The sequence below is a fragment of the Novosphingobium aquimarinum genome, assembly GCF_009746585.1.
In the GTDB taxonomy this organism is placed as follows: Bacteria; Pseudomonadota; Alphaproteobacteria; order Sphingomonadales; family Sphingomonadaceae; genus Novosphingobium; species Novosphingobium aquimarinum.
Map to the genome: position 1 here is coordinate 1 of NZ_WRPO01000002.1, position 12,712 is coordinate 12,712.

A 12,712-nucleotide genomic window follows, 5' to 3' on the forward strand; every position below is an offset into this window, starting at 1 on the left:
CTGACCCGTCCCCAGACATTCCCCTGATCCTCATATATTATCTGGAGTGAAATCATGGAAAACCGAAGGAAACCTGCGCCTCCTGCCGCCACGCTCGACATAAACTGCGACTGCAAAGAATACGTGTAATGTTGAGCTCAACATTACACGTATTCACGCGGGGACAGATCGATATCGAGAGCTTCGCGTTCTTCCACGGTAAGGTCAGCAACGCGCCGGTCGAGCATGGCCTCGGCGGTCGAGACCAGCTGCACGACAACCGAATGCTCTTCGCCAAGCGCTACTTCCATCGCGGGGATCAGGCTCGGCAATTTCATCGAAAGCAGGAGCTGGGCAAAGAAGCGCTGCTTGGTGCCTTCCAAGATCGATAGCGCCGCAGCCTTGGCATTGCGGTTGAGCGTGTCGCCGCTGTCCTCGTCGACCACGCGGGTTGCTTCGAGCGCAGCTTCGAGGTTGCGGTGAATGATCGCCCAGGCATCAGCATAGGCATCATAGATTTTTATTTGCGCTTCGGTCAGGCTGTGTTCGAGGATCTCGTACTCGACCCCGGCGAAGGACAGCGCACGGGCAAGATAGAGACCCTGGGCCTTGAGATCACGGGCGACGAGCTCCATCGCCGCGACGCCGCCAGCGCGGATCTCGGTCATGAATGCCTCGTGGGTCGGAAAAGCGGTCTCCGGTCCCCAAAGGCCGAGGCGGGAAGTGTAACCGAGGTTGACGATATCCGAAGCGCCAGTGGCAGACGCGTAGAGCACGCGGGCGCGCGGGAGATGGTTCTGCAACCTCAGACCCGCCATGCCCTGTTCGGAGCCCTTGACCTTGCCGCGGATTGAAGAGCCCCCGAGCGCATTGGCCATCGCATGGGCTTCGTCGAAAGCGATCACGCCGTCGAAATCCTCGCCTGCCCAGGCAAGGATCTGGTCGAGCCGCGTATCCTCGGCGCGGCCTGAGCGCAGCGTCGGATAGGTGACGAAGAGAATGCCTTCGGACATCGTTACGGGCTGGCCGAGTTTCCAGCGCGAGAGCGGCTGGAGATCGAGCGGCAGCCCGCCAAGCGCTTCCCAGTCGCGGCGTGCATCTTCGAGCAGCGCCTCGTTCTTGGTGATCCAGACATGTCGGCGCTCGCCTGCGAGCCAGCGATCCATGATGACCGCGGCGATCTGCCGTCCTTTGCCCGCTCCGGTTCCGTCGCCGAGGAAGAAGCCTTGGCGGTAGAAGTTTCCGTCCTCGGAGAGTTCCAGCGCGGTGCCTTCCTGGCTGACCTTGAACTGGCCCGGCAGGTCGCGCGCAAATGCCTGGGCTGCATAGACCAATGTCTCGCACTGCGCTTCGGACAGAAGGCCATCGGCCTGCCAGCCAGCGGGAAGACGCGGTGTGACGTCCGGCTGAGGCGCCGCGACAGAACCCATGGCGACCGATTCCACGAGCGGCGTGGGATGGACCGGCGCGTCTTCGAACGCGATGCGGCTGGGCCGGTATGGCAGATAGATGCCGGTCTGTTCGGGCACCGGTGCGGGGTCGGCCAAGACCGAATAGGTAAGATCGATCGCATTCGCTGTGGCTGGTGTTGTCGCTGCAAACGGCGCCACCGGCCGGACCGGCGCGCGATGCGTTGAAGTCTTACCAACGAGGCTCACTGGCTTACCGACTGGCAAGCGATGGATGTTGGCGGAGGTCTGTACGCGTGGCGGAAGCGCAGTGATAAGCTCGTGGACTTCGATCAGGTCGCCAGTATCTCCGGTGATAACTGGCGCGGACGCAGTCTGCGTCTTGTCGAACTTGACCAGGCGAACGGCGATACCCGTCCCGGTGCGGCTCGACCTGTCCTTCACTGCGCACGTGCCGCGGCGGCAAGGCTGCTTCGAGCCAGTCGAACCGCGCTTCGGCTTCATGCACGCTTGTCGCCAGGTCGATGCGCGAGGACTCGCGAAGCCAGAGCAGAGCGCCGATCTCGACGGCGTTGTTGTAGTCGTCGATCGTCCAGGCGCTTCCCCAGCCCTGGACGCCGGTCTCTTCGGCGAACAGCCCGGAAATGTCGGCACGGGTAAGATGACGCCCCGAGGCAAGAAGCGCGGCAATCCTGGTGCCGGTGGCATAGGCCAGGGGCTCTGACGGCAAGTGTTCGCCGGTGGGAAACAGGTCTGATTGAAACATGGCAATTCGTCCTCCTGATGATGGCATCGGGACGCGCCCTCTGCCGGATCAGGAATTCGAGAAGCCCTCTCTCCTCTTACTGTGCCGCTTTGCGGCGCAGCCATGCTGTAAGTTCGTCGTTCCAGTCTGTCTCGCTTGAGGATGGCTTGCGAACGTGGATCTTCCGCCCATCGCGGGCATAAGCTGCCATGCCACGCGAGGCGGCCAGCTCGCCGCCAGCATCGTGATCGACGAAGAGATGGAGTTCAGTCACGCTCTCTGGCACGCTGACGAGGCCGAAGCGCTCATTGCCCAGAGTCGCCCAGACGGGGATGCCGGTTAGCGCATAGGCCGACATCGCGCTCTCGATGCCCTCGGCGAGGCCGAGCTTGCCGGAGGCCGGAGCGAAGAGGCGGACAGCAGCTTCACCGAGCGCGCCAAGCGCGCGTTTCGGCTTTTCGAAAGCGGCCTTACCTGAAGCTTCGGTAGACAGGAACGTGCGGTGGATGGCGATGGGGCCCTCGTCGAGGCTGACCGCCGCGATCATGGCGGGCAGAAAGCGGGTCCGTCCTTTCGGGCCAAGCGGCGTTCGCGGATGAAAGCGGAGGGCCGGAGATGCGGCGAGGATGCCGCGGCTCTCAAGATATGCCTTTGCCGGACTGGCACGCAGTGGCTGTGCGTCGCGCCAGATCCTCAGCGCTGCCGCCGAGGGTTTGCTCGTTATGGTCGGCTCGGGACCGTTGATAGTCGCAGAACCTGAAAAGAGCGAGGTTGCGTCGACACCTTCACTCGCCAGAGCAGCCAGCACGCTCTGCTGATCACATCCCGCAAAACAATGGAAAAGGATCGCTTTTTGGCCGAGCGACACACCGAGTGACGGCGTACGGTCGTCATGTGCAGGGCAGCAGGCCATGCCCTTTGTGCCGGACCATTTGCCGCCCCGGTTTTCACAGATGCGGCGGGCGGCTTCTTCCAAAGAGCTTATCTTGGTGGAATATCGGTGGGACATGGCACATCGCGATCCTTTCGGCTCGCTCACAAAGGCCCTCCTCCCCTCCAGCCCTTCTGTGTTGTAAGAACAGGTCGGAGGGGATTCACGTCTGCACTGCGAGCCCGTCGATTTGAGCGTCACATCGACATCGCCGCTCACCCGCGAGGTCTACCGATTATTCGTAGTGACTTCTCACTAGCGCCATTGATCCTTATCGCTGCCCCACGACCTGGTCAGTTTAGATCATGCGACACGTTACCTAATCGAAAATTCCGGTCCGATCTTTCCTTTTGCAAATCGCGTCGTGCCTTCGGAAGGTAGTCCCGCCAAGTCCGTCGATGAGTGATATGGCTGATTTTGCCGGGCTTGCTCATTCCCGCCATCGCGGCAACCGCCATTCTGCCATGGCCGGGTTGATCATTTTCACGAGCGAATAATGTCTTCGCGCGTTCGATTTCCTCGTCTGAATAATGCATTCGATGCTCCATCGGGTTGGACCTGCGAGAGCGTTCGAACAAAATTCGGCGAACCCTCTGCAGGGTCCGCCGGTTAACCTCCAACTGGAGGACGGGACCTCGGAATTCTTCCGAAGCTGTCGGCTTGTGCCGACATGCGTGACGTTTGCGATATAGTCGCTGAGACAATTCGCGCAACTGCACAGCGACTTTTGAAGTACGATGGTCAAGCCGCGGCCTAGCGACCGCTCACCAGCGCCTCTCCACTCAGTCATGGTCATTGTAAGCCTCGTGCAGGAGGCGGTGAAGCATCTTCCTTCGGTAAATCTGCTTCAAGCGAAAGAGCACAAAAACATGACATATCATTTCTATTTGCGGAATTTCGCATGATATGTCATATATCGGGTCATGCCCCGTTCGTCTCGAGCTGCTAGCGGACTACCGCCCCAGAGCCAACGTGCGATTACACGGCTAGGCAAGGATATCGCCCTTGCTCGCCGCCGGAGAAAACTCCCTCAGCGTTTGATGGCCGAGCGGATGATCGTCTCGGTTCAAACGCTGCAACGTCTCGAAGCGGGGGATCCTACCGTGGGCCTCGCGGTTCTGGCGAGCGCCCTTCATGTCCTTGGGATGACACAGCGCCTTGCTGAGTTGGTAACCCCAGACAGTGATCGGGCCGGAATCAGCGAAGATTTGTCCCGCCTGCCCCAAAAGACCCATGCTGGCAACGACGATGATCTGGATTTCTAGCAAGCCGTGACGACCATCCGCACCTATGTTTTCGTGCATCTTGAGGAAGGACCTGTTCCGGCAGGCCTTCTCACGATGACCGACGAACCGCGCAACCAGTTTGCTACCTTCGCCTACGGGCGGCGTTATCTTGAACGCGCTGACCGTATTCCGGTCGATCCTGTAGCTCTCCCGTTGCACGAAGCTGGAACTTCTCGAACGTTCAGGACGGAAGAAGGCTTTGCCGTGTTCGGTGGCATTCGAGATGCTGCTCCTGACGGCTGGGGCCAATACCTGATGTACAAGGCGATGGGCGATCGGTTGCCGAGCGAAATCGATCTCATTTTGGCCTCGGGCGAACATCGTGTAGGCGCGCTCGCCTTCGGGCCAACACCCGCCCGGCCGGAGAGAATTACGCCATGGGGGGGGGGCCCTGCTCCGGGCGAAGAGTTCACGCTCGCAGAGCTAGCGGAAGCCGCCGAACGCGCGCAGCATGTCGACGAACTCGACGAGAACTTGAGAGCCTTGCTGGCAGCCGGATCATCTCTGGGCGGTGCCCGACCGAAGGCAGCTACAAAGATCGGCGAGCAACCCTGGATCGCGAAATTCCAGAAGCGCGGGGACAGCTTTCCCGAATGCAGAGTTGAACTGGCGACGATGCGGCTTGCCAGCGAATGTGGTCTCGATGTGCCGCCACTCGACTTCCGCTGTGTCCTTGATCGCGACATCTATCTGATCGAGCGGTTCGATCGGATTCCTCACGGCAACTGGCTGGAACGTAGGCCCTTTGCATCGGGGCTCACAATGCTCGGGGCGCATGAGAGCGAGGTCAGCAGCTTCAGCTATGCGGATCTCGCAGGAGCGATCCGGCAATTCGGAACCGAAGTACGCCAGGATCTACACGAGCTATTTCGTCGTATGCTGCTCAATATCCTCGTCACGAATGATGATGATCACCTACGTAACCATGGCTTCCTGTTCGATGGTGAGGGTTGGCGGCTATCTCCGCTTTACGATGTAGTGCCGAAACCGCAGCTGGGGCTGGAGCGACGGCTCGTCCTCGGTGTGGGGCCGGAAGGCCGCAATGCAACGATCGAGAATGCTCTCGCTGGTGCCGCAGTCTTCGACCTCGGCCCTGATGACGCGAAAGCAATCGCCGAAGACATGAGCAGAATCGTAGCGACACGGTGGGAACACCTATTCACAGAAGCAGGGATAAGCGCGGCTGATCGCAAGCGTTTCGCCACCTGCTTCCGGTTGGCAGCGCCTGCATTATGATCGCAATCGCAGAAATCCGTTCATGGGGGCGCGTGCTTGCCAAATTTGACATGGTGATTACCCGGTGATTGCTAGCCGAGAAAATAGGCATCAAAAAATGCCACTTAATTATTATATATCAATGTATTATGATAGTATGACCACTAAGGTCTGGTACTTCCGCTACCGGCGCAAATAGCCGCGCCGAGGCGAAGGGTTACAGCACCCGCAGCCCCAGTTCCTCCAGGAGCTGCCCTGCCTGCTCGCGCGAGATGGTCGCTCCGCGAAACAAGTCGGCGTTCGCGAGCCTGACACCACCCAGGTCTGCGCCGCGCAAGTCGGCGCCGTCGAAGCGGGCGCCCATCACGTCCGCGTCGCGCAGGCTGCAGCCCTCGAAGTCGGTCTGGCGAAAATCGACCTTGCGCAAGTCCGCATCGGAAAAGTCGAGCTGACGCAGCGTGGCCTTGCGAAACGATTGCCCGGCAAGCTTGGCACCGACCAGAATCGTTTCCTCGAACCGCGCGTCCATCATTCGCGCATCGGCGAGATCCGCTCCCGTCAGCTTGCAGCGGACGAATTGCGCGGCGCCGAGGACGGCATTGCCGAACGTGCTGTTGTTGAAGTCGCACGCTTCCAGCCGCGCCTCGCTCAGATTGCAGCCGCGAAAGTTGGCATAAGCGCCTCGGCAGGACCGGAGCACGGCCTCTTCCAAGCCGCTGTCCGCGAAGTCCGTGTGCCGGAAGCTGCACCGTTCGAAGGTCCAGCGGGAAAGGTCGAGTTCGGAAAGGTCCACCTCATCGAGATCGCAATCGATCAGATGTCCCGGCCCTGCCTGCCGCGTGAAGAACTCGCGCGAAAGCTGCGCGTCCTGAATAGGTTGGTCGGATGGCATATCCATCATCTCGCGCATTGCTCTACGGGTGTCCATGGCGACAGGGGGCGGATCACCAGACCAGCACTTCGGGACGGTAGGGCTGCAGGCTATCGGTGTCCCCAGTCCGCACTTTGCGCGCCCAGTGTGGATCGCCGAGAATGGCGCGGCCAATGGAGACGAGATCGAATTCGCCACGATCGATGCGCTCGCGCAGCTCGTCGAGATGCGCGGTCGAGGCGGACGCGACGTGGCCGTAGACCCCCTCTTCACCATATTCGAGCGAGGTCTTTTCCAGGCCCACGCCGCCCCCGCCGATCGTGGGGCGACCGCTGAGTTTCTTGACCCAACCCGCGAGGTTCAAGGAGCTATCCGGAAATTCCGGCCGCCAGAAGCGCCGCTGCGAACAATCGAACATCGTCACGCCCGCATCGACCAGCGGTCGCAGCAAGGCTTCCAGCTCGGCAGCGGTCTGACCCAGCTTGGCCGCGTAATCCGTCATCTTGAATTGGGAAAAGCGGAACAGGATGGGTAGCTCAGGCCCAACCGCCGACCGGCACGCCGCGATGATTTCGGCCGCAAACCGCGTGCGTTCGGCGCCATAATCGTCGGTCCGCTGGTTGGTGTGCGACCACAAGAACTGGTCGATCAGAAAGCCGTGCGCGCCGTGAATCTCGATACCATCGAAGCCGATGGACTGGGCGGTCAGCGCACTCCGGGCGAAGGCGGCGATCACATCGTCGATTTGCGCCGCGGTCATCGGCGCCTCGCGCATTTCACCGACGGGCTCCCACCCCACTTGCGCGCCTTGCATCCATAGACCCGAGGGGCTCAGCCCCAGCCAAGCCGGCGGATTGGGCGCGAGGCCTTGCAGGCCGGCATGCCCCAATTGCGCGATCATGCGCCCGCCACGCGCATGCACCGCCGAGACGATCCGCCGCCACACCGGCACGGCCGCGCCGTGCATGTGCGGTTCGTGATCGTCGAACGCGGCCTGGGGATGATCGACGGCGGTCGTGCCGCTGATGATCAGCCCCGTCTCGCCTTCCGCGCGCGCCTGGAAATATTCGACGTAGCGCGCATCGGGAATGCCCCCGGGGGCTTTGCCCTGCCCCATCGGCGACATGACGATGCGGTTGCGCAAGGACAGCGAGCCGATGCTGAAGGGCTGGAACAAGGGATCGCTCATGCCCTCACCACCCTTCTCCTGACTTTGCCGCAGTCATCCGGCGGTCTGGCCGCCATCGACCGGGAAGGCGACGCCGGTGACCATTCGCGCATCGTTCGATGCCAGGAAGGCGACGGCATTGGCGATATCCTCGGGCTCACACATTTCGCCATGGTCGAGCCACGAGGCCGAGCGCATCACCGCCTCCCAATCGACCCCCTCGGGCGGCGGCGCGTTCAGCAAAGGCGTCTTCACACCGCCCGGGCAGATCGCATTGACGCGCACGCCCTGGTTCGCGAATTCCAGCGCCATCGCCTTGGTCAGGCCCACGACGCCATGCTTCGACGCGCTGTAAGGTGAGTTGTACGGCACACCGACCAGGCCGGAAGCGGACGCCATGTTGACGATGCTGCCGCGCGTCTCGATCAGGTGCGGCATCGCAGCTCGCGACAGGAAGAACACGCCGCTCAGGTTCACGCCGATCATCCGCGCCCAGCGCTCGGGCGTGAATTGCGCGAGCGGCGCCATGTCCAGCACCCCGGCGATGTTGCACAGAATATCGAGGCCGCCGTGCTCGCTCACGGCTGTCTCGACCATGCGCTGGCAGGCGTCATGATCGCTGACGTCGATCGGGAACGCCAGCGCCGCGCCGCCGATGTCGGCCGCCGCGGTCTCCAGTCCCTTCACGTTGAGATCGCCAATTACGACCTTCGCGCCTTCGCTCGCGAGAAGTTTTGCCACCGCAAGGCCGATGCCCGATGCCGCCCCCGTCACGATGGCGCGCTTGCCTTCGAACCGCATGCTCATTCTCCCTCGGTCCTCGTGTCTAGATCTTGGAGGCGCGCGAGCAGGGCCGCCTCCCCTTCCCGCCCCGGCTCCATCGGCAAGGTCTCGACCTCGATCAGCCCGGTGTAGCCAGTGGCCTCGAGCGCGGCGAAAAGAGCAGTCCAGTCAATCGTGCCCGCGCCCGGATCGGCGCGCCCCGGCGCGTCGGCGATCTGCACGAGGCCGATCAGCGCACTCGCCTTCCCGATACCTGCCACGGGATCGTCGCCCGTCATCGCAATATGGCCGACATCGTACGCCACGCGGATTGCGGGATGGGATGCACGCTCTACGATCGTCAATGCCTCGTCGAGGCGCCGTACCAGCAGACCTGGTATGAAGTCTGGTGCGACAGGTTCCACGCAGAGCATCACGCCCTTTTCGCTCGCCAAGTGCGCGACACGTGCGAGATTGTCCGCCATGGCATCGCACTGCGCCCCCGCCGGCTCATCGCTGACCAATCCCGTAACGCAGCTGATCGTCCTGCCGCCAACGCGCGCGGCTGCCTCGAGCGCGAACTCCACCACTTCGCGCTGCCGCTCTCGCGACGCCGCATCGGTGCGGCTCCAGAGCGGCGTCGCCCAACCCACCGGATCGAGGGCGATGCTGCCGAAGGCGAGACCATGCCGCCGGGCCGCTTCGCCGATCGCGATCTGCTCCGCCTCGGGACGCGCGGACAGGCCATTGTCGAACACACCGGCGAACCCGTGCTCGCCCAGCCAGGCGATCTGCGCGGTCGGGTCATCCGACCCGGCCAGCTCCGCGAACAGCGGCCGCAAGGGATCGCGAAGACCAAGGTGACCGGCAAATCGCAGGCGCATGGTCAGCCGATCAGCGCCGATAAGCGATCGACAGCCAGAGCCGTCGCGGCTGGCTGTAATAGCCTTCGACGAAGCCGAAGGCGGGCCGCAAGTCGACGCCGGCCGTAAGGATCTGCTTGTCGGTGATGTTGTCGGCCTGGGCCCGCACCGAAAAGCCGCTGTCGCCGATGTCGTATTCGACGCTGGCGTTGAGCAGCACGTTGTCGGGCGTTTCCAGCAGATCGGTATTTTCGACATCGAGGAAAACCGAACTGCGATAGCTCGCATCGACCCGGAAGGTCGCCGCGCTTTCGTTCGCCAGTGGCAGGCGGTAAACGGCGCTCATGCTGGCGGTCAGGTCGGGCGCCTGCTTCGGCGTGCGGAAGCTGACGTCGGTCGGCACGCCGGCAATCACCGAGGTATATTCCAGATAGTCGGCATCGAGATAGCCAAACGAGCCAATCAACGAGAGACGCGGCGACATCCTGATATTGGCGTCGAGCTCGATCCCCTGGATGCGCGATTTGCCGGCATTCTCGTTGCGCGAGATGATCAGACCGGTGTTTTCGCTTACCGTATTCACGAGGATCTGCTGATCCTGGTAATCGTTGCGGAACACCGCGAGATTGATCGTCGCGATACGACCAAAACTGGTCTTCAGGCCCACTTCATAGGACGTCAGACGCTCGGGATCGTAACTACCGATTTCCTCGACCGATGTCGGGCGACCATTGAACCCGCCGGAGCGGAACCCGCGCGACCAGGAGGCGTAGCCCATCACGCCGGGGGTGAAATCGTAGCTCAACGACGCGCGCGGCGTAAACGAATCCCAGCTTTTCTTCAGCGTATATTCCGGCGTTCCCGCCAGCAGCGGCGCGCCGCTGTAGATGCGGGTCGCCGCCTGGCTGAAGCGCTTGCGCTCGTACGTATAGCGGCCGCCCACTTCCAGCGTCAGCGCATCGGTCAGATCATACGTCGCGTTACCGAAGACGGCGTAATTCGTCGTCGTCTGGCGATTGCGGAAATCGATGTTGAAGTCGAGCATCGTGGCCAGGGCGGGATCAAACCCAGCGGCGATCAGCCTGGGGTAAAGGGCGTCGGCAACGATCAGGATCGTATTGTCGCGGCTGCGCTCGCGGAACGCGTAAGCGCCGACCAGCACGCTGCCACGCCCGCCCAGATCGGTCGAAAGCTGCAGCTCCTGGCTCCATTGGCGGGCGCGCTCGTCATGGAAATCGCCTGCGTAATTCAGCTCGGCCGAAGCATCGCCATCGCGGCCGAACTGTGCGTCGACGAAACGGTAGCCGGTGATCGACTTCAGCAGGACCGCGCCGAGATTGGCGGATACGGTGAGCGATGCATTGATCGCGTCGGTATCGTCGCGGTTGAAGAAGGGCGTGGTGTCGGTGCGGTCCTTGCGATCGGGCACGGTGCAGCAAGGCGCGATGAAATCGGAAAAGAGCGTCGAGAAAAAACTCGGCTGGAATGCCAGCATGCTGTGCGCGGCGCCGTTCTGGCGGCGACGCAAGCCATCGACGGTCAGCACCACGTCGAGCGGGTTCGCATCGTAGTGGAGCGCCGCCTTGGCAGCGATGACATTGCGATTGCTCAGGTTCTTGCCCGAAGGCACCTTCTGCCAGCCTTCGCCGAATTCGCCCAATGCGGAAACGCCGAGCGACAGCGTATCGCTCAACGGCTGCTCCACCATCGCGCGCGCGCGCACGGTGTTGTAGGAGCCGTACCGCAAGTCTCCCTCGATGCGCGGCGTTTGCCCCGGGATCGATGACACGACGTTGATCGCGCCGCCAATCGTGTTCTTGCCGAAGAGCGAGCCCTGTGGCCCGCGCAGGACTTCGATCCGGTCGATGCCAAGCAGCTCGGTAGTCGCGCCAAAGGTGCGCGCGACATAGACGCCATCGATATAGACCGCGACCGCCGGGTCGGACGTGATGATGAAGTCGTTCTCACCCACGCCCCGGATGAAGGCCGCAATGCCGCCGCTGTTGCCGCCCTGCCCCGGCGTGAACTGGAGGTTCGGCGCGATTTGCGAGACTTGAGTGACCGAGTCCAAGCCCCGGCTGTTGAGCGCCTCGGCTCCGATGGCCGTGATCGCGATCGGAACGTCCTGAAGCCGTTCCTCACGGCGGCGCGCGGTGACGATGATGTCGGTCGTGTCCGAACCGTCGGTCGAGGCTCCGATGGGCGCTGCGGTCATATCCTGCGCCGACACGGGTGCGGCGCTTAACGCCACAAGAAGGCCGGCGGCCGCGCCGCCTACTAGGTTTGCCAACAGATTTCCCCTCAGTTTCGTTTTCATTGCGCCCGATCAAAACGCAATTCAAGCCTTTGCCGGCGCTTTGCTAATCGATTGCGTGATCCCAGGCTTTCTGCGATGCCTACACCGAACGAAGATAAAGGAGAGGATGCATGCTGTCGCTTCAGGAAATATCCGACCGGCTGGAAATTCAGGATCTCTTCGCGCGCTATTCCTTCGCCATCGATGATCGCGATTTCGACGTGCTGGACACGGTCTTCACGCCGGACGCGGTCATCGATTACAGCGAAACAGGCGGCGCCAAGGGAACGGTCGGCGAGATCAAGGCATGGCTGCCGGTCGCCATGAAGCGCTTTCCCATGTTCCAGCACATGGTGGCGACCACCCAACTCAAACTGGATGGCGACAAGGCGACCAGCCGGACGATCCTGTTCAACCCGATGACTTATCGCAAGCCGGACGGCGAGGACCAGGTGTTCTTCATCGGCCTGTGGTATCGCGACGAGCTTGTCCGCACTCCGGACGGCTGGCGCATCTCCTCGCGGTACGAGGAGATGGCCTATACCTACAATACGCCCGACATGGAGCCGATCCCCGAAGTGTCCGCCGGCTAGCAAGCCGACGGAAGCCTCTCAGGCCGCTTCGTCGAACCAGGTGATGAGGTGCGAGATATCCTTGCGCTCGTGCGGCTTGAGGCCCGCCTTGGCGAGATAGTGCGCGGTCACCTTCTCGTCGGGCGTCAACTTTCGCACCACTTCGACGATCCGGTCGTATTCGGTGTGCGCGATCTTCCAGCGCCCGTCCTCGCGGCGATAGCGGTCCTTGTACACGGCCGAACCACTGGTGTGGACGCCGCTGTCGGTGAAGATGGCGATGTCTTCGAGATACCAGATGCCTTCGGCTTCATCGTCGCCGGTCAAAGTGATCTCGGGCATGTGTCCGTAATGCATGCCGGCGAAATCGGAGTGGAAGCTGCTCGCCAGAAAGTCGACCATCTCCTGGCGCCCGGTGAGTGTCACGCGGTAGCCGCCGCCCCGATAATCGACCGAGACGTCATCGGTGAACAGGGTGTCGAGCAGCGCGACATCCGCCGTGTCGATCGCGCGATAGTAGCGATGCTTGAGCGTACGGATATCTTCGAAATCGGACAGCTGTTGCAGCGTATAGGCCATGATTAACCCTCTCTTCCTGGTGTTATCGGTCGCCGG

Annotated in this window: 13 protein-coding genes; 3 read left to right on the forward strand and 10 right to left on the reverse strand. The window is 62.1% G+C overall.

Annotation, left to right across the window (positions count from 1 at the left end; all coding sequences use genetic code 11):
* Positions 1 to 143: 143 nt before the first annotated feature.
* The 4 genes from GQO94_RS02060 to GQO94_RS02070 all read right to left on the reverse strand — a co-directional run bounded on the left by GQO94_RS02060 (position 144) and on the right by GQO94_RS02070 (position 3,600).
* Positions 144 to 1,589, reverse strand: a complete 1,446-nt coding sequence (locus tag GQO94_RS02060; protein WP_408636570.1) for a strawberry notch family protein — start codon at positions 1,587 to 1,589, stop codon at positions 144 to 146.
* A 52-nt stretch (positions 1,590 to 1,641) separates the two neighbouring features.
* The gene (locus GQO94_RS21350) at positions 1,642 to 2,154 is read right to left on the reverse strand and encodes a hypothetical protein (RefSeq protein WP_408636571.1); all 513 of its coding nucleotides are present in this window, start codon (positions 2,152 to 2,154) and stop codon (positions 1,642 to 1,644) included.
* 76 nt (positions 2,155 to 2,230) lie between these two features.
* A complete protein-coding gene (locus tag GQO94_RS02065) occupies positions 2,231 to 3,142 on the reverse strand; it encodes a DUF7146 domain-containing protein (protein WP_156839842.1) in 912 nt (303 codons plus the stop codon).
* A 215-nt stretch (positions 3,143 to 3,357) separates the two neighbouring features.
* Positions 3,358 to 3,600 (reverse strand): hypothetical protein, encoded by a 243-nt coding sequence (locus GQO94_RS02070; protein WP_151884781.1) that lies wholly within the window; start codon positions 3,598 to 3,600, stop codon positions 3,358 to 3,360.
* Between the two features lie 504 nt (positions 3,601 to 4,104).
* Between GQO94_RS02070 and GQO94_RS02075 the strand changes: the two genes are divergently transcribed.
* Together GQO94_RS02075 and GQO94_RS02080 are read left to right on the forward strand one after the other, a co-directional pair.
* A complete protein-coding gene (locus tag GQO94_RS02075) occupies positions 4,105 to 4,329 on the forward strand; it encodes an XRE family transcriptional regulator (protein WP_232332724.1) in 225 nt (74 codons plus the stop codon).
* A gap of 6 nt (positions 4,330 to 4,335) precedes the next feature.
* The gene (locus GQO94_RS02080; RefSeq protein WP_119513707.1) at positions 4,336 to 5,586 is read left to right on the forward strand and encodes a type II toxin-antitoxin system HipA family toxin; all 1,251 of its coding nucleotides are present in this window, start codon (positions 4,336 to 4,338) and stop codon (positions 5,584 to 5,586) included.
* A gap of 196 nt (positions 5,587 to 5,782) precedes the next feature.
* On the opposite strand, the gene GQO94_RS02085 is transcribed toward GQO94_RS02080, so the two are convergent.
* The 5 genes from GQO94_RS02085 to GQO94_RS02105 are packed head-to-tail and all read right to left on the reverse strand — an operon-like array spanning position 5,783 to position 11,444.
* On the reverse strand, positions 5,783 to 6,466 hold the full coding sequence (locus tag GQO94_RS02085; RefSeq protein WP_156839500.1) for a pentapeptide repeat-containing protein: 684 nt from the start codon (positions 6,464 to 6,466) through the stop codon (positions 5,783 to 5,785).
* Positions 6,467 to 6,509: 43 nt separating this feature from the next.
* Positions 6,510 to 7,625: an oxidoreductase gene (locus GQO94_RS02090; RefSeq protein ID WP_156839501.1), complete on the reverse strand. Its 1,116-nt coding sequence runs from the start codon at positions 7,623 to 7,625 to the stop codon at positions 6,510 to 6,512.
* Positions 7,626 to 7,658: 33 nt separating this feature from the next.
* A complete protein-coding gene (locus tag GQO94_RS02095) occupies positions 7,659 to 8,411 on the reverse strand; it encodes an SDR family NAD(P)-dependent oxidoreductase (RefSeq protein WP_156839502.1) in 753 nt (250 codons plus the stop codon).
* Positions 8,408 to 9,250: a sugar phosphate isomerase/epimerase family protein gene (locus GQO94_RS02100; protein ID WP_156839503.1), complete on the reverse strand. Its 843-nt coding sequence runs from the start codon at positions 9,248 to 9,250 to the stop codon at positions 8,408 to 8,410. The genes GQO94_RS02095 and GQO94_RS02100 overlap by 4 nt, the downstream gene beginning before the upstream one ends.
* Positions 9,251 to 9,260: 10 nt before the next feature.
* Positions 9,261 to 11,444, reverse strand: coding sequence for a TonB-dependent receptor (locus GQO94_RS02105; protein WP_156839504.1), 2,184 nt, complete (start codon positions 11,442 to 11,444; stop codon positions 9,261 to 9,263).
* A gap of 212 nt (positions 11,445 to 11,656) precedes the next feature.
* Here GQO94_RS02105 and GQO94_RS02110 point away from each other — a divergent pair, with 212 nt between their 5' ends.
* On the forward strand, positions 11,657 to 12,118 hold the full coding sequence (locus GQO94_RS02110) for a nuclear transport factor 2 family protein (RefSeq protein WP_156839505.1): 462 nt from the start codon (positions 11,657 to 11,659) through the stop codon (positions 12,116 to 12,118).
* Between the two features lie 18 nt (positions 12,119 to 12,136).
* Here the strand turns inward: GQO94_RS02110 and GQO94_RS02115 are convergent, their stop codons facing one another.
* The gene (locus GQO94_RS02115) at positions 12,137 to 12,676 is read right to left on the reverse strand and encodes a nuclear transport factor 2 family protein (protein WP_156839506.1); all 540 of its coding nucleotides are present in this window, start codon (positions 12,674 to 12,676) and stop codon (positions 12,137 to 12,139) included.
* Positions 12,677 to 12,712 lie beyond the last annotated feature (36 nt).